Origin of the sequence: Paenalicyclobacillus cellulosilyticus (assembly GCF_014647315.1) — a bacterium.
Lineage (GTDB): Bacteria > Bacillota > Bacilli > Alicyclobacillales > Alicyclobacillaceae > Alicyclobacillus_J > Alicyclobacillus_J cellulosilyticus.
The window spans coordinates 1-19929 of the sequence record NZ_BMOY01000008.1; the positions used below are offsets into that span (position 1 = coordinate 1).

At 65.5% G+C, this 19929-nt stretch carries 15 protein-coding genes; 6 read left to right on the forward strand and 9 right to left on the reverse strand.

Features of this window, described 5'->3' with window-relative positions:
• Positions 1-88 precede the first annotated feature (88 nt).
• Entirely contained in the window at positions 89-808 is a 720-nt protein-coding gene (locus tag IEX97_RS03685) for a peptide deformylase (RefSeq protein ID WP_188881213.1), read from the forward strand.
• A gap of 507 nt (positions 809-1315) precedes the next feature.
• On the opposite strand, the gene IEX97_RS03690 is transcribed toward IEX97_RS03685, so the two are convergent.
• The 3 genes from IEX97_RS03690 to helD all read right to left on the reverse strand — a co-directional run bounded on the left by IEX97_RS03690 (position 1316) and on the right by helD (position 6042).
• The gene (locus IEX97_RS03690) at positions 1316-2185 is read right to left on the reverse strand and encodes an SDR family oxidoreductase (protein WP_188881214.1); all 870 of its coding nucleotides are present in this window, start codon (positions 2183-2185) and stop codon (positions 1316-1318) included.
• A gap of 812 nt (positions 2186-2997) precedes the next feature.
• Positions 2998-3738, reverse strand: coding sequence for an MBL fold metallo-hydrolase (locus IEX97_RS03695; protein WP_188881215.1), 741 nt, complete (start codon positions 3736-3738; stop codon positions 2998-3000).
• A gap of 33 nt (positions 3739-3771) precedes the next feature.
• The gene (gene helD / locus IEX97_RS03700; protein ID WP_188881216.1) at positions 3772-6042 is read right to left on the reverse strand and encodes an RNA polymerase recycling motor HelD; all 2271 of its coding nucleotides are present in this window, start codon (positions 6040-6042) and stop codon (positions 3772-3774) included.
• A gap of 577 nt (positions 6043-6619) precedes the next feature.
• Between helD and IEX97_RS03705 the strand changes: the two genes are divergently transcribed.
• Positions 6620-7717, forward strand: coding sequence for a YwmB family TATA-box binding protein (locus IEX97_RS03705; RefSeq protein ID WP_188881218.1), 1098 nt, complete (start codon positions 6620-6622; stop codon positions 7715-7717).
• A 57-nt stretch (positions 7718-7774) separates the two neighbouring features.
• On the forward strand, positions 7775-8827 hold the full coding sequence (locus IEX97_RS03710) for a cation diffusion facilitator family transporter (protein ID WP_229776348.1): 1053 nt from the start codon (positions 7775-7777) through the stop codon (positions 8825-8827).
• Between the two features lie 99 nt (positions 8828-8926).
• On the opposite strand, the gene IEX97_RS03715 is transcribed toward IEX97_RS03710, so the two are convergent.
• The 5 genes from IEX97_RS03715 to IEX97_RS03735 form a co-directional block, all read right to left on the reverse strand.
• The gene (locus tag IEX97_RS03715; RefSeq protein ID WP_188881219.1) at positions 8927-9931 is read right to left on the reverse strand and encodes a glycoside hydrolase family 5 protein; all 1005 of its coding nucleotides are present in this window, start codon (positions 9929-9931) and stop codon (positions 8927-8929) included.
• A 110-nt stretch (positions 9932-10041) separates the two neighbouring features.
• Positions 10042-12828: a DUF2309 domain-containing protein gene (locus IEX97_RS03720; RefSeq protein ID WP_229776350.1), complete on the reverse strand. Its 2787-nt coding sequence runs from the start codon at positions 12826-12828 to the stop codon at positions 10042-10044.
• The gene (locus tag IEX97_RS03725; protein WP_229776352.1) at positions 12825-14336 is read right to left on the reverse strand and encodes an NADH dehydrogenase subunit 5; all 1512 of its coding nucleotides are present in this window, start codon (positions 14334-14336) and stop codon (positions 12825-12827) included. Before IEX97_RS03725 ends, IEX97_RS03720 begins: the two co-directional genes overlap by 4 nt.
• Before the next feature lie 344 nt (positions 14337-14680).
• The gene (locus tag IEX97_RS03730; protein ID WP_188881316.1) at positions 14681-15058 is read right to left on the reverse strand and encodes a Na-translocating system protein MpsC family protein; all 378 of its coding nucleotides are present in this window, start codon (positions 15056-15058) and stop codon (positions 14681-14683) included.
• A gap of 224 nt (positions 15059-15282) precedes the next feature.
• Positions 15283-15762 carry a GNAT family N-acetyltransferase gene (locus IEX97_RS03735; RefSeq protein WP_188881221.1) on the reverse strand — a complete coding sequence of 160 codons (480 nt, stop codon included), beginning with the start codon at positions 15760-15762 and terminating at the stop codon, positions 15283-15285.
• A 152-nt stretch (positions 15763-15914) separates the two neighbouring features.
• Here IEX97_RS03735 and vapB point away from each other — a divergent pair, with 152 nt between their 5' ends.
• The 3 genes from vapB to IEX97_RS13515 all read left to right on the forward strand — a co-directional run bounded on the left by vapB (position 15915) and on the right by IEX97_RS13515 (position 17831).
• Positions 15915-16145 carry a type II toxin-antitoxin system antitoxin VapB gene (gene vapB, locus IEX97_RS03740; RefSeq protein ID WP_188881222.1) on the forward strand — a complete coding sequence of 77 codons (231 nt, stop codon included), beginning with the start codon at positions 15915-15917 and terminating at the stop codon, positions 16143-16145.
• A gap of 1 nt (position 16146) precedes the next feature.
• Positions 16147-16554: a type II toxin-antitoxin system tRNA(fMet)-specific endonuclease VapC gene (gene vapC, locus IEX97_RS03745; RefSeq protein WP_188881223.1), complete on the forward strand. Its 408-nt coding sequence runs from the start codon at positions 16147-16149 to the stop codon at positions 16552-16554.
• Positions 16555-16748: 194 nt separating this feature from the next.
• Entirely contained in the window at positions 16749-17831 is a 1083-nt protein-coding gene (locus IEX97_RS13515; RefSeq protein ID WP_229776354.1) for a C40 family peptidase, read from the forward strand.
• A gap of 105 nt (positions 17832-17936) precedes the next feature.
• Here IEX97_RS13515 and glmS read toward each other — a convergent pair whose 3' ends face one another.
• The gene (gene glmS, locus IEX97_RS03755; RefSeq protein WP_188881318.1) at positions 17937-19766 is read right to left on the reverse strand and encodes a glutamine--fructose-6-phosphate transaminase (isomerizing); all 1830 of its coding nucleotides are present in this window, start codon (positions 19764-19766) and stop codon (positions 17937-17939) included.
• Between the last annotated feature and the right edge of the window lie 163 nt (positions 19767-19929).

Below are 19929 nucleotides of genomic sequence, written 5' to 3' on the forward strand. Positions count from 1 at the left end.
ACGACCACCAAGATGGCGGAATGTCGGTACAACTCTCACGCCAATGGCGGTGAGAAATTCACCGCCAAACAGCGTGAGCGGCTACACCATGCACGCCGCGGGCGGCATCGGGATCGCGGCACCGCAGGTGGGCGTCCCTCTGCAGGTAGCGGTGGTCGACATCGGTTGGGAGAGGTGGGAACTTGTCAATCCGGAACTGGTGGCGGCGGACGGCGAACAGGAGAGCCGTGAAGGATGCCTCAGCATCCCCAGCGTGCGCCTGACGGTGCGGCGGCCGGCACGAGTGACCGTGCGGGCGAAAGACCGCCGCGGCGTGGAACAGTTGATCGTGGCGGAAGGTGCTCTGGCGCGCGTGGTCTGCCACGAGCTGGATCACCTGCGCGGCGTGCTGATGGTGGACCTGCTCAGCGAGGATGAATGGTGGCAGCAGCTGATGGGCGAGCTGCTCGCCGCGGCACAAACACTCGACACGGCGGCAGAGCAAAACGGGCAGACCGAGGACAGCGATGGCGCGATGGCAGAAGAGATGCGGGTGGATGGCGAGATCGCCAAGGCTGAAGCAGGAGGGGGGAGGAAAACGCCGGACGCAGAAAACGCGGACAAGGCCGAGCAGCGTTTGCTCCCTGTGGACGATCCCGATTGGCGCGCGGCGCTCGACCTGCTGGCGGACGCGGCGTGGAAGCTGACCCTGGCCGCCGAGTGGCTGAACGAGTGGGCGGACAGGCCCAAGGTCGCCCAAGCGCAGGCGCGGATTGCGGAAGCAGCGGCGATGGCCGAAGCCGCGCACAAGGTGTTGTCCATCGATTGAAGATCCAGTTGTTCCACGATGTGGTACAATCAGAGTTGGCCCATCAACCAGATGGCCAGCGTGTTGTCGTAAGGTGACACCCCCTCGGTTGCCGTGGGACGGTGCGGCGTCTCCTGCCGGGGGACCGAGGGGGTGAGAGTTGATGCGGTGGTTCCGTATTCGCGTGATGCTCGTACCGACAGGCCATGCGTTGCTGCCGTGGTTCGTGCGTGTAGAGCTCACCATAAAGAAGTGACGACCGGCTCTCAGCCAACCGGTCGCCATGAACGAGTCACCAATCAACTCCGACAGAATGCTGCACCGTCCGTCGTGGCCCTGCCAGTCAGCCTCTGGCAGGGTCTCACTTTCATTATAACCAACGCGTGTTCAGATCAACAACAGTGTGGATCAGGTGTACCAGGTGAAATGTTTGGACTGGGCCGCCCGTTGATTCGAGACATGAGATCAAGCGCCAGCTGAGGTCTTGACGTGAAACACACCTTTTTGCGCGAGACCTGTCACTGGTGTTCACCCGTTGACGATCTCGCCTCCGTTGACGTGCAGCACCTGACCGGTCATGTACGCGGAGTCGCGCGACGCCAAAAACACGTAGCTTGGCGCCAGCTCCATCGGCTGGGCGGCGCGCTGCATGGGCGTCGTCGTGCCAAACGTCGCCACCTGGTCGGCCGGAAAGCTCGCCGGGATGAGCGGCGTCCACACCGGGCCCGGCGCGATCGCGTTGACGCGAATGCCCCGCCCTACGAGCGACAGCGCCAGCGACCGGGTGAATGCGACGATGGCCCCTTTCGTGCTCGCATAGTCGATGAGGACCGGGTTCCCCTTGTACGCCGTCACCGACGTGGTGTTGATGATGGCGGCGCCGGGTTGCATGTGCGGCAGGGCGGCCTTGGTCATGTAAAAGTACGAGAAGATGTTCGTCCGGAACGTTCGCTCGAGCTGTTGGGCGCTGATGTATTCAATCCCGTTTTGCGGGTGCTGCTCGGCTGCGTTGTTGACGAGCACGTCGAGGCGCCCCAGCCGCCCTACCGCCTCGGCCACGGCTCGCTGGCAAAAAGCCTCGTCCCCGATATCGCCGGCGATGGTCAGGCACCGCCGCCCCAACCGCTCGACGCGAGCCTTCGTCTCCTCCGCATCCTCATGCTCGTCGAGATACAAGATCGTGACATCTGCCCCCTCTTGTGCGAACGCGATGGCAACCGCGCGCCCGATGCCGCTGTCGCCCCCCGTGATGACGGCGGCCTTGCCGGCCAACTTGCCGGCCGGCTTGTACTGCGGGTCTTCCGCCAGCGGCCGTGGCGTCATCTGCGCCTCGATGCCCGGCTGGCGCGCCTGGTGTTGCGGCGGGAAGGCGGGTTTTGCCGTTTGCGTGTGAGTCATGAGGTTGCCTCCTTTGTCAAAAGAGCGCCGGCACAGGCGGGTCTGCTGATGACCACCTGCTGGCCTCCACATCCCTCTGATGGCCTCCACTTCCCTGCGGCCACCTTGGTTCGGTGCAGCCCATGCATGCACAATTTGATTGTGCTTCAGCCATACTCCCACCATGCGTGACACGTCAACCATACGTCGTATGAAGGGATATGCTTCGTATGAAGGGAACGCGTATGACCGAAACGGATCGCGAAGTCACGCGAACCCTGAGTGATGGCCAAACCCCGGGGGTTTCGCGGAATGCTGGAAATACGCGAGATGTCTGGATTTTTTCCCGAAGAGGGTGCTACAATGAGAGCGTCTGCAACGGAAATCGTACTGGTGTTGTCCAGGGGTTCGCGGAAAAAGGCTGGAAAAGCACGTCAGGCCTGGGCTGGATTCGGTGGAGTTGCTCCGCGGAGAACATCCGCGGCCCCATTGAAGCGGCCGACACAAAAAGAGCCTCCCCAACCGGAGAGGCAACGTTGCTCCGCGGAGAACATCCGCGGCCCCATTGAAGCGCGTTATCGGGTTTGACGCCATTATCAACGGGGTAAGTTGCTCCGCGGAGAACATCCGCGGCCCCATTGAAGCGCGGACCTTGATGCGCTGGCAAGCGAGATTGAGGAAGTTGATCCGCGGAGAAAATCCGCGGCCCCATTGAAGCGTAGGCCGAGGACCATGTCCGCGGCCCACGGCCTCACAGCAAAAGCGGGTGGCGACGCCCCGCACGCCAACGGCCGGTTGCCCGGTCGCCCACCGGTTGCACGCCGGCCGCCCGCCTACACCTCCAGCACCATCCGCGGCGACAGACGCGGGACGGGCGCGCCGAACGCTTCGCTCGCTTCCCGCAACAACTGATCGACGTCACCGTAGCGGGGATAGTGGGTCAACACCAGCCGCTTGGCGCCAGCCCGGCGCGCCAGCTCACCTGCCTGCCGCGAGGTGAGATGTCCTGCGCGCAACGCCGCCTCCTCCTGGCCGATGAACATGCTCGCCTCGCAGATGAACAGGTCTGCACCGGCCGCAAACGCCTCGAGGGGCGGGCACACCGAAGTGTCGGCGGAGAACACGAACGTCCGGCCGCCCTGCACCATCTTCACCGCCAGGCAGTACACCGGGTGAACCGTCTCCGCGAACGACACGTCCATCCCGGCAATGGACAGCTTGCTGCCGGCGTCAATCCGTTCCACGCGCAACAACGGCTCTGCGCGCAATTGCTCGGTCAATTCCGGCGACCCTTCCGGCAAATACACCGGGATGGGCTCCGTGCGCAGGCCGCGCGTGCGCGCCATCAAGGCGGCGTAGCTCAACACGCCCAAATCAGCGATGTGGTCAAAGTGGTGGTGCGTGATGATGACCGCCGCCAAATCGGCCACCTGACACACGTACTGCAGTTGCGCCAGCACGCCCGATCCGCAGTCCACCAGCACCTTCCCTTCAGTTGTTTCCACCAGGTATCCGGTCGTCGCCTCACCGGGCGCCGGGAATGTGCCCCAGTAGCCAAGGGCATGGATCTTCACGCCGCATCCCTCCCATGTTCATCTCACGTTTCATCACACGCGCACATCCGCCTCGTACAGGTCGGCCGGCACCTGCGCCAAGAGCGGGCACGGCGCACCTTGCCACTCGTACAGCCGCAACCGGTGCAGGGCTCGCGTGCACGCCGTGTACAGCAGCCGCCGTTCCGCTTCTTCCTGGTAGTCGGACGCATCCGCCACCAGCACTGCGTCAAACTCCAGGCCTTTCGCCAAGTACACCGGCACCAACACCACCCCGGCGTGAAACGCCGCATCCTCCGCCGTCAGCCGCCGTAACCCGGGCAACGCGGCCGCCAGGGCATCGTACAAGCCGGCGCAACCGGCATCCGTGCGCATCACCACCGCAATCGCCCGCATCCCGTCGCCCTGCAGGTGCGCTACCTCATCCGCCAGCGCACGCACGAGCGCATCCTCGTCCGCCACCCGGACGAGCCGCGGCTTCTCGCCGCCGCGGCGCACCGGATCGATCTCGCGGCCGCCCGGCAGGATGTGCCTGGCGAACTCGACAATCTCCTGCGTCGAACGGTAGCTCCTGCGCAGGTGCAGAGTGGTATGGCTGGTGCCGGTGAACACCTGGCCGATGTCGTTCAGCCAATCGGCCGTGACCAACGGATGGATAGCCTGGCGCGGATCGCCAAGGAAGGTGAAGCGGGCGCGCGGGAACATCCGCCGCAGCACCTCCGCGTGCAGGCGGGTATAATCCTGCGCCTCGTCCACCAGCACGTGCAGGATGCGGTTGTTCACCGCCGTCCCGTGCAAACGCGCCGACAGGTACAACAGCGGCGCCACGTCTTCAAACGGCACGCGCCCGGCACGGATGGCCGCCAGCGTCTGTGCGCGCACCGCCTCCGCCCGCTCCGGCGCCACGCCTGCCTCCGCCGCCAGCGGCGCCAGAATGCCTGCCTGGGCGTACATCTGCTCGTACAGACGCGGGCCGAGCGAGACGAACATCCGCCTGACCTCGAGGCGGATGCGCCGGAAGTGGCGACTGACCACCTCCTCGGCCTCACGGCGGATCTCCTCATCGCTCCCGGCGTACTGGCCACGCTGCAGCCGCCGCTCGTATTGGCGGCGCTTTTGCTCTTCCAGGCGCGCCAGTTTCTCTTGCACCGCCTCGCGCAGCTTGGCCATCCGGTGATGGATGGGCAAATGCGCCAACTTGCCGTAGAACCACTGCGCAAGCTCCGCCGCCGACACCACGGTGGAACCTTGGTACACCACGTTGGCAAAAGGCATCCCGGCTTGTTCGCACGCCGTCACCCAAGCGTCGAGCAGAGACAGGTACGCGGGTGAAAACTTCATGCGGATGCCGTCCAACCGCGTCGCGTACGCCTCGTCCCGCCGGCCGGCCAACAGGTACTCGAGGTGGTGCGCCATGTCTTCCACCTCGAGCCCTCCGCCCAGGCGCTGCACCGCGTATTCGTGAAACGTCATTTGCTGCACGTTCTCCTCGCCCAACTCCGGCAGCACGTTGGAGATGTAATCGTGCAGGATGCGGTTGGGGGCAAACAACATGACGTTCTGGGACGTCAGGCTTCGCCGGTGCCGGTACAGCAAGTACGCAATCCGCTGCAGGGCAATGGACGTCTTCCCGCTGCCGGCCGGACCCTCGACCACCAGTACGTCGTGCGCGTCGTCGCGGATGGCCTGGTTCTGTTCGCGCTGGATGCTGGCCACAATGCTCGACATCTTCTCATCCACGTTGCGGCCCAGCATCCACTGCAGGATGTCGTCGCCGATGCCGACGTCGCTGTCGAACATCCACTCAATGCGGCCGTCGGTGATCTTGTACTGCCGCTTGCGCACCAATTCGCCACGCACCGGCCCGGCCGGACCCGCGAACTCGGCCGGGCCGATGCCGTAGTCGTAGTACATGCTCGCAATGGGCGCCCGCCAGTCGTAGATGAGCCGCTCGCCGGTCTCCTCCGCGGTGAGCGACGAGATGCCGATGTAGACAGGCTCCGCAGCGGTGTCTCCCTCGAACCGAAAGTCGATGCGGGCGAAATACGGCGAATGCAGCATCCGCTCCAAGCGGCGCAGGAGGTCCCCCAATATCCGGTAATCCCGTTCGCGATCCGCCAGCTGCACGACGTGCTGTGCCATCTCGACAACCTCGTCGAACTCCGCCGCCGCGTGCGGGGCTTCCTCCCACATCTCGCGCCGATCCGAGACAATCGCCTTGGCCCGCTGTTCCCGGCTCGCCAAAAGCGCGTCCCGCTGCCGGCGCAACTCCGCCATGACCTTCGCCAGTCGTGCTCGCTCCTCGTGCCACTCCCGTTCGTCCATGACGCACCTTCTTTCAACCGCCGCCCATCCGGATGACGGCGATCCGACAGCCTTCCAAGCTTTGTTTGGACTGGGTTTGCAGTGTGCTGTCTGCATCATTGTACCGCGCTTGGGTGAAGACATGCATCGTTCGGTTCGCACGGGTTGAACGCAGCCCCACCGTCTTCGCACGCGCAACCCTCCTCGACGCACCGAGTGGCTGCGGCCGATGGACGAATCATGCTGCGCGTGTTAGAATCATACTTGTAAATGGCAGGAGGGTTTAACCCCTCCTGCGGGATGAGCGACGGCCCCCACGTCTCTGGCCTGGACGGGGGCCATCGTGTTTTCGATACAGGTCACCCCAAACGATGCCATCGCGCACCTGGCCGAAACGGGTGCGCGTTCTCGTTTTCTTCCCTGCTCCGCCCGTCCCCGTATAGTTTGCCCGTTTGCCGGCAAAAAAGATTGATAGAATCGCCATGCGTGAAGCGGCCGCGGCTCGGGCCGCGGCCAGGGCCACGGCCAAGCAACGGGCAAGGCCCAATCCATCCGAAAAATCCAAGTCACGCAGGACGCGGCGGTGGAGGGAAGGGCGATGCGAACGATGCGGGGTACGCTCGGCCGAGGCAGGACGCACAGCGTGCATGGGCCGAGCGGAAGGAGCCGGACGAGCGGGGCAACCGATGCGAGCCAAGCGAACGTGGCAACGCACCTCCGCTTCACCGAGCGGCGAACCCGGTGGCTCGCCGCAGCGGCAGGGGTCGTCCTGTCGGGGGCAGCATGGCCCATCGCGATCGCGTTGGGCTTGCCAAGTGTGCGCCTTGGACCAGCCGAACCGGCTGGCCGTGCGGCGCAGTCACCGCCGTTCGCGTCCTCACCACTGCGCCCAGGGGCCCGCCTGGAAACATCCGGCGCCGCCTTTGCTTCCGCCGGTGCCGACACCACCCTTGCTTCTGCCGGCGCCGACTCCACCCTTGCTTCCGCCGGCGCCGCCCGCAGCCTCCTCCGGGCCTACCAAGCCACCGGGGCGACGCCCACCTCGGGCCTCGTCCACGACTACACCGTGCTCAACGACCGCTTTCTGTCCGGCGCCACCCTCACCGCCGACGCGCGCCGCCTCGTTTCCCTGCTCGGCATTCGCCGCGCAGCCATTCGTTGTGCGGCACAGCCGGGCGAACATAGCGTGGTGGTATCCGCAGAGAGCCCCGCGGGCGACGGCGTGCGTCTGTATCTGACCAGCCTGGTCACGCGCTCGGCCGCCGCGCCAAAAGCACAGACGGTGCTCGTCGTGCGCTGGCAAACGGACGGGCACGGGGTGGACCGGCTTCCCGCCATCGTGGCTCGTGTTGCCCACAGCGTTCAGTGCCTGGGCGGCAGGCCCCTGGTGAGCGCCTACATCCGCGGCGTCGCGCCGGCTCCCGATTTCAGCGACGGGGAAGGAGACAGCGCCGGCACCATTCGCGCCCTGGCCCCGAACCAACGCGTCCGGCACGCACTGGCCGCCGTCGGTGCCCACCCCGTGGAAGGGTTGGCAGACGAGGGCGTCACCAGCATCTCCGCGTATACCGCCGCCATCCCCGGCGCCATCTGGACGGGTGCACACTGGATGAACCTGCAGGTCGCCATCCATACACTGTCCGGCGCGCCCACCTTGGTCGTCGCCGGGACCCCGTTTATCGTCGACCCGTATTGATCATTGAATTGATATAATGAAGCCATCACCGTGAGCGTTGACAGGGACGGGAGGAGCATGGGAAGGACACGCCACCCGCGCCAAGGCGAGCAGGCGCATGCAAACCGTGAGCCGCAAGGCAACGACCGTGTTCAGCCGCATCTGCACGGCCACCCGCATGACCATCCTCACGGCGCGGACGTCTTCCACACCCACGCGCCGGCCGGGAAGATGCGCCAGGCGTTTTTTATCACTCTCCTGATTCTGGCCGTGGAAGTCACCGGCGGTTGGCTGGCGCACAGCCTGGCCCTGTGGTCGGACGCCGGGCACGTGCTGACCGATCTCGCCGCCATCGCCCTGGCGTGGTACGCGACGAGCCTTTCGCGCCGGCCGGCCGACCGGCGGATGACGTTCGGCTATCACCGCTCCGGCATCTTGGCCGCCTTGCTGAACGGCCTTGTCCTGTGGGCCGTGGCGGGAGTGCTCCTGGCGGAGGCGTACCGGCGCTTGTTGCATCCGCAGCCGGTCCACAGCGCCGTATTGTTCGCCAGTGCGGCCATCGGCCTGGTCCTCAACCTGTATTTGGGCCTTGGCCTGCGTCACCATCCGAACCTGAACGTCCAAAGCGCCGTCCTGCACATCCTGGGCGACGCCGCCGCCTCCGCCGGCGTTATCGCAGGCGGCATCGTGATGGCCTGCACCGGGTGGATGTGGGTCGATCCGCTGCTCACCGTCCTCATCGCCCTGCTCATTGCGTTCGGCGCATGGCGGATCATCAAGCAAACCGTGAGCATCCTCATGGAGGGCACCCCGCACGGCATCGAAGTGGACCAGGTGGTGCGCACCATCCGCAGCGTAGCCGGCATCCGCGATGTGCACGACGTGCACATCTGGAGCATCACCAGCGGGCGCAACGCCCTCTCATGCCACATCGTGATCGACGGCGACAAGACCATCCGCGAGAGCCAAGAAATTTTGCGCCGCCTCGAGCACGAACTGGTGCATCTTGGCATCGGGCACGTGACCATCCAAACCGAGGATGGCGACCATCCCCACGAAGACTCCCTGTTCTGCTGCGACACGCAAGCCGCCCACGCCGCTTCGCCGGCCTCGGCACGGCGGCCCGGCTGACCGCGGACCAGATAACCCGGGCCCGGACGACCGCAACCCGCATACCCGGGGTGTGCCCCGGCGCGCTCGGCCTTCCGGCCGGCGGCGGGGCGCTTCCGCTCAATGTGCTTGCAACAGCGTCAACAACGCGCGATCCAGCTTGTGCCCGTACCAATCTTCATACGCGACGTCGCTGCGGCCGCTGTCCAGGACGCCGAACTCCCCCCGGAAGTTCCACACCGCAAAGCCGATGTGAAACTCACGGAGGATTTCGAGCACGTCACGGAACCAAGCGAGCGCCACGTGGTGCGGTGTGTGCTTGTACACCCCCATTTCGCCACAGTGGACACCGACCCCCTGACGAGCGAGGTCTGCCCACTTGGCGTAATGCCGGCGGAGTTTCTCCCGGTCCCACGCCTCGCCGCCCTGCGTCGCCCCGGGCCACACCGGCTCCGGCCACTTGTCCGATCCCGGCACCCACCCGGCCCGGTAGTGCGTCAGCCCGGCTGGGATATAGCCGCGGCAACTCTGGGCAATGCCGAGATCGACCAGGTTTGGACACGGCTCGTTGCCGATGGAGTGCCCTTCACAGAAGATGAGCCGGTCGGGGTCCACCGCGCGGATGGCCGCCACCGCCGCTCGCACCACCCGCTCGTAGTCCGCGAGCGTCATGCCGTCCGGGCTCGGTACGGGCGGCTCGTTCACCAGGTCGAAGCTGAGCTGGTGCGGCGGGATGCCCTTGTAGCGCTTGGCGAACACCGACCAGTGATAACAGAACGCCTCTTGCGCCTCCTTGTCCTTCCACAAGTCGAACGGCTCGTCGGGCCCGGGATTGATGCAGTAACCGGGCGCCCGATGGAAGTTGAGGGAAACGTGCAGACCATAGCGCTGGCCGAGCATGACGGCGCGATCGACCTTCTCCAGCACCTCCTCCCGGATGTCGTACACGTCGGGCCCGGGCGCCCACAGCCGGTACGACATCGGGATGCGCACGAAGTCAAACCCCCACTCGGCTATCCAGCGAAAGTCGTCCTCCCGGAAGTTGCCGTCGTGGCGATGCGTGAACATCTCAAGCAGATTGAACCCGCGCCAGCGCGGGAGGACCGTCTGGGCAGTGGATGACATCCGGCTTCACTCCTTCCCCCGCATGGTCACACGGGGCGGGATGGGATACGCGGGCTTGCCGCCCGGGAAGGTTCCTTCGCGCTCGCTGCCGCGGATTCCTGCCTGCTCGTTTACCCTGCCTGAGACAGCCGTGCGGGCAAAGAATCCGCCTCCCACGTCTCCCAAGTCCCGCGCACCGGATCGAAGGAGGCCAAGCGCAGCCAACCGTTCTCCACCTTGCGGCGGAAGGACGCGTCGCCCGCGAGCACGCGCGCGATGTGATTGGACGGTGCTTCAATCACCACGAGCAGCCGCAAGGGCGCGTGGTAGAGCGCATGATCGGAGGCGGCCACCGACTGCCACGGCAAACCGGCCATCAGGTCGCTGCCGTTGCCTTGCATCACGCCGATGCCGCCCGTCACCGTTTGGGTGGCTTTGTTGCCGCTGCCGTACACATGGGGCGCGACGGTGGACGCGTAGTACTGCAAATTGATCCACTGCGCCACCGTCACCGGGCCGGCCACGATGGCCGCGAGCTGTTCGCCCTCCGGGTCAAGGCGCCAATCGTAGCTGTGCAAAAACACACGCCCCGCCAAGTCGGCATGCTGGGTCAACCGACGCCGCCCGACGACAAACGCGGCGCAACCGGCGAGCCCCCACTCCGGGCGGACCTCACTCCAATCGACCGCGCGGCGGCTGGCTTCCGCATGCGGACGGCGCACCGGTCCTACGTGCGGCAGCCGGGCGAGCCGCTGCGCAGAGAGCTGCGGCCCCACGTGCGCCAACGCTTGCTTCAGGCGTTGCAGCGCCGCTTGGGCGGGACCGGACAGCGGCGGCACGTCGAGGAAACACAGTTCATCGGTGGTGGTGATGTGCTCGGCCGCTACGAAGATGGTGTCATCGGGGATGACGATGCCTTGCCGGGCCAAACCCTCCCGCACCGCGCGCAGGTTGCACATCGCGGCAAAGGCGCGGGCATTGAACCAGCCGGCCGCGCCGCCGCACGCCCCGCAGTCGAGCGCCGCCTGGTGCGGGTTGTTGGTGGTGCGGCTTTCGTGGCCGCATACCACCACCAGGGGCGCAAAGGAGACAAGCCCGATGGTGCGCAGGAGACCGCCTGCCGCAGCCACCATCTCTTCCGTGGTCAAGCCCACGGGCAGTCCGCCGTCCTCCCAGCCGTTCCCGGCCGCAGCCCCGCGGACCAGGGTCAATTGGGTCGGCGGTTTGTGATAGGCTGCCTCTTCCGCCCGCTGCCACAGCCTCCCGGCCCAACCGGGGGCGATGGTGCGCGCCAAGGTGTACAACCCGAGCCAAGGCCCGCTGCTTTCGGGCAAGACCAAGCTCGCCAACAGGTCTTGTTTCAGCTTTTTGAACACCCCGCCGACAAATTGCACCACGTTGCGCCGCCGGCGATAGGACGTTACGGACGAGGCAGGTGCGGGGCACTCGCGAATCTCGTATTTCGGTTCGACGATGGCCGGGCACGAAGGATGGGCGTACAGGCTGTCCAGCTCCCGCGTCTGCACGGGCAGGTTGAAAAATCCGGCGCATCCGTACGTCGCGAAAGGACCGGCTTGTTCCAGCTGGCGGCGCAACGGTTCCGAGCGCACGTCGATACAAAACAGGAGCTGGGCCACCGGCGACGGCTCTTTCCCCTGCGCGGCTGGATCGTTTTGCCGCGAGGAGGAGAGGATGCTGGCCCGCAGGCGCGTTTCATACGTCCTTTCCCATGCCTCGAGCCACAGCTGCCAGCGATCCACCCGCAGGAAGCGATCCAGCCACGCGATGCAGGCCGCCTGGACGTCCGCCGGCAATTGGCGAAACGCGGATGGCGTCAGCCCGCTATAGCCCAACCACAGCGCCACCAGCCGCACCGGGTCGCGGTTTGTGTCCGTCTGCCCGGCTGCACCCGCCGCAGCCTCGCCTGCAGTTGCATCGCGCACCACCGCACCGCGCACCGCCCTGTCGCCTGCTGCCGCATGGCCCGTTGCCGCTCCGTCCACCTCCGGCTTCGGCAACCAGGGTGCACAAAACGCCCACTCCAGGGACAGGCGCACCGCCAAGTATTCCAGCAACCATTCGTCCCCTTGCCCTGCCCTCCGGGAGGTCCATGCCAACATGCCAGCCCAGCCGGGCAAGGCCAGCACATGCGCTGTCAGGTACGCTGCCTGGTCGTCCTCCGCCACGCCCAGCACCGCCAGGGCATGCACCAACGCAGTCTCCGGGTCCTCGGGCCATGTGGCCAGCCGCGCCCGTTCCGTTCGCGTGAGGGACGGATCGAGCGGGACCAAGCGCCGCCACGCGCGGTACAACCCTTCGTCACGCCCAGGCAGTGGCCACAACGCCTGTCCCTCGTCCAGAAACAGCTTGCACCACTTGATCATCTGCTGGTCCAATCGTCGGCCCGGCTCACCCAATTGCACGCTGAGGGGCCGCACGGCGGGACGGCCGTGTCGGACCGTGGCGGCAGGCAGCTTGGCGCAGACTTGCTGCGCCAGGTCCAAGAGGTCATCCGCAACCGCCGGAGATTCCTCCTGGCTCTTCAACAGGGCATGACACAGCCGCGCCATGGCTTGCCGCGGCACGGGCAGCGTCTGCAAATCCAGCCATTGCTCCAGGCAACGCGCCAGGATGTTGGCGTCAATCTCTCCCCGCGCCAACGCCGCCGACAGGACGGAGCGGGACGGGTAGAGCCTGACCCCTTGCATGTCTTGCAAGCGATCCGCCACCTCGGCAAAAGACAAGTGCTCCATCTCCATCCACGGATGGCGTGCAATGAAGGCGGCAATGGGCCAAAGCGGCGCGATGACCGCGGACGCTTGCCGCACCAACTCACGGACGGTCATGTTCGCTGGCGCGTGCACATGAGTACGGGCTTGCGCCGCTTGCCCTGCCAGGGAGAGTGCGGTTTTGTTCATCCCAGACCTGCCTCCTCCGCGTACGCGGCCAGATAGCGCGGATGGGGTTCGATGGCCGCGCGTCTTGGTTCACCAAGGTGAATCAGCCAGAGATACAGCCGGACAAACGCTTGGGACGTGGGGCTTACGGCCAGCGCCCACAAGGTCACAGCACCGGCGGCCAACAAGCCCGCCGCCACTGCGGGCACCACAGGGGGTGCCTGAGCGGGCGCCAGAGCGGCGCGCACCAACCCGGCCAAGCCGGTGCGCGCCAGTTCCGCCAGCGCCGCCAGCGCCGCCAGAACCGCGAAGCCGAGCCACCGGCCCTCCTTGAGCGCAGACAGATAGCGCCACGCCAAAGCCGCCCCGGCGCCGAGAAACATGGCACTGAGCCAGCGCGCCGGCTCCTGGGGAGTGACGGCCCAATACAGCACGGCGGTGGCAGCCCCCATCGCCGCGGCCACGGCGAACCACCTCGCGGACGGTGCGGCGGCCAGCCCCCACTGCCTTTGCGGGCGTGGCACGACAGAGCCGGATCGCAAGAACAAGGTCGCTTTGAACAGGCCGTGGAAGACCAGGTGCACGACGGCCGCCCCGTACGCAGAGAGGGCACACTGAACCAGCATCAGGCCCATCTGCGCCATTGTGGACGCCACCAGCTGCCGCTTGTAGTCCACGTGCACCAGGCTGATGCCGGTGCCTATCAGGACAGACAGCCACGCGAGCAGCAAGAGCGCCATGTGCGGCAGCGTCCCGCCCACATTGAAGAGGGGCGACATCCGGGCCAACAACAGTCCCCCGGCATTCACCAGCCCGGCGTGCATCACCGCCGATACCGGCGTCGGGGTCACGGCCGATTCCAAGAGCCAGCGCTGAAACGGCCATTGACCAGCCTGGATGAGGGCCGCCACCAGCAAAAGCCCGCAGAGCGCTTCCCGCTCCCAACCAGGCAGCGCCCGGGCGTGCGCCAAGGCTGCCGGCAAGCGCCATGAACCGCCGGCCATCCCGAGCCAAACCGCGGCCGCCGCGACCGCCAGCACACCGAGTGAGAAGCGTTTCGCCATCGACACCGCCACCGCCCGCGCCGGCGCCCATTCGCGTTTCAAGGCCACCAACCCCACGAGGCCGAGGCTCATCAGCGCCCAGCACAAGGCGAGCAAACGCAGGTCATCGCTCATCCAAGTGAGGGCGGCGGCACCCGTGGTCCAGGTGAGCAGCGAAAAATAGCGGGGATATGCGCGATCGCCATGCAAGTAGCGTACAGAGAAGTGCTGGATGACGCCGCCCAGTGCCGCCACGTACAGGGCCATCAGCCAGCCCAAGGCGTCCGCCCGCCAAGGTCCCACGAGCACCCCCGACCTGCCGGCCATCACACCCGCGCACGCCGCGGCCACCGGCAACCAGAGCAAGCGGACGTGCAGGCGGACGTGGGGTTTGGGCGAGGGCCGCAGCCACAACACGGCCGCACTGGCCGCCACCACGGCCCATGCGCCCAACCAAGCCGCGAACATGACCTCGTGCATCTGCATGACGCCTTCCTCCTCTCCCGTCAGCGCGAGACCATCGGTCCGCTGCAAGCCACCATGGGGTCCAAGCCGGCAGCCCGAGCTGGCCGCTGCAGCAGGCGGGTGATGCCAAGCTGCCGCCGCAACGCGCAGGGGCAAACAAAAAACCGGCGCGGTCCGAATCGCCTGGTCAGTCGCGGGTGCAGCACCCGCCACTGCCGAACGATTGGCCTCGCCGGTTTCCCTTCAACCCGTCCCGTTAGACGGTCTGAAGAACTCCCGTGCGTGCGCTCTCCTCGGTTACCCTTCAACCCGCCGGACGCACGCCGGCGCTTTGAAGAATCCCCGATGAAAGCGGCCCCTGTGGCTCAATGTTCTCCTTGCGTCAATTTCTTCTCCAAGTCATTGTACAGGCGAAACACCATGACACGCTCGCCCGTCCGTGTGCTGAGGTCTGTGAAAAAGCTTTTCACCTGTTCCCCTGTGATACGATAGATGATGTCTTTCAGACCCTCAACACCCGACTCCACCAAACTGTTGCGCGTGCGTTTGACCGACAGCATCCCCTCGTGGGACTCGCACAGCGCATATTCAGCCGAAGTAAGGATACCTTGTAAGGATACAATGATCAAGTCCCGCACAATATCCGTTTTGACCGATACGGAGCCGCGACCCAGATAATCCTTTTCCCACTTCGTCAATGCGTTGCTGATCTCCGACTCGATACAGCCCTTCGATTTCCTCACCGGCGCTTGCTCCCCTTTGGTCACGAACTCCGCGCAGTCCCACCCCATTATCCGGCAGACCCTCCAGCATACCCTGCCCCGGCCACGAGGCACGGTCATGTGTCATTGTACCTGGAAACCGCCGCGCCCGGCAAGACAAGTGCAAGCAGGGGCCGGCTCCCGGCAGGACGACAGCTCGGAACTTGCGGCAACCGGCGGGGGTGACGCGCTGCGGCCGCCCACCATCAGGCCTCCACGCTTGCTTCCCCGCCCTGCAGAACTTTCGCCATCCGCACGTGCTCGATGCCGGCATCCAGAAACACCTCATCGCTCACGCGCCGGTAGCCGAGCTGCCGGTAAAAACCTTCCGCCTGCAGCTGGGCGTCGAGCACCGCTCGCACAAAACCCAGCCGGCGCGCCGCCGCCTCGGCAGCCGCCATGGCGGCGGTGCCGTAGCCTTGCTGGCGGTGGGAAGCCAACACGGCCACGCGCTGGATTTTCGCCGTGCCTTCCGCGTACGGGATGACGCGGGCCGTGGCCACCGGCGTGCCTTCGTCCGTGCGCACCAGGATGTGCACCGGCGCCGCTTCCTCTCCAACCGGCAGGCGGTCCCAGTCATCCATCTCTTCATCCTCCGGTACCTGCTGTTCTTCGACAAACACCGCCCGGCGAATGGCCAGGCAGGCCGACAGCCCTTCCCGCGTCTGCACGATTTCGCTTGGCATGACATCAGCTCCTCCGTCGTCGCTGTGGTGCGAGCGTTTCTACCGGTGACGACGTCGACCTCCGCTCGAGAAGATGAACCGTGTGAAGTCGAAGCAGTGAATGGTATATACTTGATATATACCACGCGCTTCACCCGGGAGGATGAGACAACATGCAACGAGCTAAAATTTTTCAGTCCGGTCGCAGTCAAGCAGTGCGTTTGCCCAAAGAATTTCGCTTTCAAGGCACCGAAGTATTCGTGAAACGCGTTGGCAAGGCCGTGGTTCTATTCCCGGCGGATGACGCATGGGACGTGTTGGCTGAATCATTGAAGATGTTCTCGGACGATTACATGTGTCGGCGCGAACAACCCACCCACTCGCCGCGGGAGGAACTTTTCTAAAATGAGATACATGTTAGATACAAACATCTGCATCTATTTGATTAAACAAAAATCCGATACATTGCTCCAAAAGCTGCGTACGTTCCGCCTCGGTGAAATTGGAGTATCGGTGGTGACCGTCGCCGAGTTGCAATACGGGGTTGCAAAGAGCCTGCACCGAGAGCGAAATCTGGCCGCTTTGCAAGCCTTTCTTCTGCCATTTGAGGTTGTGGATTTCAATATGGACGCGGCGATGATATACGGACAGATACGTGCCGATCTAGAGAAAGAAGGTCATCCCATTGGTCCGCTCGATACCTTGATTGCTGCACACGCGTTATCCTTAGATGTTCCCGTTGTCACAAACAATGTGCGTGAATTCCAACGTGTCAAAGGATTGCGTGTCGAAGATTGGAGCATCCTCCCATAAGCTCCGGTTCCACCCGGTCTGTGTCCGGCGTTTGATCCCGCATCCCTTCCCCTCTTTCCCATGACCCTCGTTGATGGCGTGGGTCTTGAAAACGGCCCCCGACAGTGCGTGCATGAAATGCCCTCATATTTCACATGCTGACCCCCAAGAACCCGGTCTTCACCCAACACCAATCAAACGAGGGGATTCGAAACATGCGAACCTGCACACGCTGGATGTGGTGTTGTCTCGGTGCGGCCGCTTTGACCGGCTTGGCCGCCTGTGGTTCTCCCACCACCAATCGCGCGGCCAACACCTCCCTGCCACGCGCCGGAGCGGGAGCCGCCATGACCGCGCTCAACACGCGCAACCTGGTGGAAGTCGCGTCCGCTGCCTACCATCCGTCGGATCAGTCGGTGACATTGACCGTTCGGCTGCATGGAGGCCGGACGGGAGAAACCATCCTGGATGCGGGCGATCCCGCCGGTCTCGTCAACTATGCGACCGCGCAATTCCCGGACAAGCCGGTGCGCACCGTGCGCGTCTTGGGGCCCGCGAGCGTGGTCCAGCGGCTTGTGCCGGCCGCCGGCATGCGCATGCTCGTGCCCAGCGCGCCGCCGGCAGGAACGGCCGGAAATGCGATGACCGGGATGACCGGTTGGTGGACATCTGTCCCCGGCACCCTGACAAAACCTGTGACAGCGCCCCCAGCTGTGAAAACGCCCATCACGACACCATCGCCCGGTGCTGCGCCGGTACCGCCGGCCACGCCGCCCGCCACGCCGGCGCCCTCGACCGTGCCGCCAACCGGACCGTCAGCCGCCTCGCCAGCGGCCCAAGGCGGCGGAATACCCATCCCTCCACCCGGCGTGCAGATAGACCCCAACATCAAGCCGCTGGCCGGGGTGAATGCACCACGCTGGGCCAAGACCGCCGCGGTACTGTCCGTGGCCCGCAGCAAGCTGGGGACACCGTATGTATGGGGACACAACGAGGACAGAGGCCAATTCGGGTTTGATTGCAGCAACTTCACCGAGTACGTGTACCACCACGCGCTCGGATACAAGTTCACCACGTCGAGCCGCGGACAAGCCAAGTACGTCGGGGTGTCGGTTCCGCGCAGCCAGATGAGCGCCGGCGATCTGCTGATTTTCGACCAGGGACGGCATGTCGGCATTTACGTGGGAAACAACCAGATGATCCAAGAAGGCGGCGGCCTGGGCAAAGTAGGCTACCTGGACATTTCCCCCGGCCATTATTGGAGCCAACACCTCACCGACGTGAAACGGATGTACTAAAGGCCTGCCGACGGCAGCGCCGCCGCGGCTTCGCGGCGGCGCTCGCCCGAGGGCCCGGAATGAGCCCGGACCAAAACGCGGTGTGAACCTGGAATCGCGGATGCGCTATTCCACCGTCACGCTCTTCGCCAGGTTGCGCGGCTTGTCGACGTCGTTGCCGCGCGCCACGGCGGCGTAGTACGCCAACAGTTGCAGCGGGATGACCGCCAGCACCGGTGCCAGCACAGGCAGGGTCTGCGGCAGGTAGATGACCTCATCCACGACCTGCGCCAAATCCTCATTGCCGACGAACGTCATCCCGAGCACAAACGCGTCGCGCGCCTTGACCTCCTTGATGTTGCTCATGGTCTTCTCGTACAGGTGCGGCTGCGTCGCCAGCGCGATCACCGGCACGCCCTCGGTAATGAGCGCGAGCGTCCCGTGTTTGAGCTCCCCGGCCGCGTACGCCTCCGCGTGGATATACGAGATCTCCTTCAACTTGAGCGCCCCTTCCAGCGCCACCGCATAGTCGAGGCCGCGCCCGATGAAGAACGTGTCGTGCGCATCCTTGTACCGCTCTGCGAACTGCGCCAACTGCGGCGCGGTGTCGAGCACCTGGTCCGCCAGCTGCGGCAGGTTGTCGAGCGCCTGCAACATCTCACGCGCCTTGTCCGCTGCCAGCGTCCCGCGCGCCAGTCCCAGGTGGATGGCGAGCAGGAGAAGCGCCACCAACTGGGTCGTGTACGCCTTCGTCGACGCCACCGCAATCTCCGGCCCCGCCCAGGTGATGATGACGTCGTCCGCCTCCCGCGCCACCGAGCTGCCGACCACGTTGGTAATGGCGAGCACCCGGTACCCGCCTTCCTTCGCAGCGCGCAGCGCGGCCAGGGTGTCCGCCGTCTCCCCCGACTGGCTGATGACCACCATCAGCGTCCGCGGCGTGCGCAGCACGTCCCGGTACCGGTACTCGGACGCGATCTCGACGTCCACCGGCACCCGCGCCAACTGCTCGATCCACACCTTCCCCACCAGCCCGGCGTGCCAGGAGGTGCCGCACGCCACAATGTGGATGCGGTCCATGTTTTCCGCGAAGCCGGCCGGCCAGCCGAGTTCCGCCAGCTCGACACCGTCCCGGCCCTCGGCGATGCGGCCGATGAGCGTGTCGCGGATGGCTTTGGGCTGTTCGTGGATCTCCTTGAGCATAAAGTGCGGGTAGCCCCCGCGCTCCGCCGCCACCGGGTCCCACGTGACCTCAAGCACCTGCTTCGCCACCGGGCGGCCGTCGAGATGGAACACCTCGACGCCGGCGCGGCGCACCACCGCCATCTCCCCGTCGTCGAGCACGTACACCCGGCGCGTGTACGCAAGCACCGCCGGGATGTCGGAGGCGACGAACTGCTCCCCCTCACCCAGCCCGATGACGAGCGGACTCGACTTGCGCACCGCCACCAAGGTCTCCGGGTCATCCGCCGCGATCACGACGAGCGCGTACGCCCCGCGGATCCGGCTCGCCACTTTGCGCATGGTCGCGGCGAGATCGCCGTCGTACAGCTCTTCGATGAGATGAACCACCACCTCCGTGTCCGTCTCCGACCGGAAGCGGTGCCCGCGCGCGATGAGCTCCGCGCGCAGCGACAGGTAGTTCTCGATGATCCCGTTGTGCACCAGGGCGAACCGCCCGCTGCAGTCAAGGTGCGGGTGGGCGTTCTCGTCCGACGGCCGCCCGTGCGTCGCCCAGCGCGTATGGCCGATGCCGAGATGCGCCGGCGCCCCTGCCTCTCGCAACTTCTCCTCCAGGTTTTGCAGCCGCCCGACCGATTTGGTCACAAAGACCCGGCCGTCCCGCACCGTCGCGATGCCGGCCGAGTCGTATCCGCGATACTCCAGCTTCCGCAAGCCCTCCACGACGACCGGCTGGACGTCGCGCGGGCCGATGTAGCCGACGATGCCGCACATGCTGTCCAAACATCCCCCTCACCGATCTGCTCGCCCTTGTTCCCCCGGTCGCCCGAGGGGTTTCAGGCTTCGCTTGCGGCGCGATCGGCGCGCCGGGAGGCATCCGCCGAATGGTTCGCCAACCTCCTCCGCGTCAACTGGCCGGGCTCCGCCCGCCAGTCCA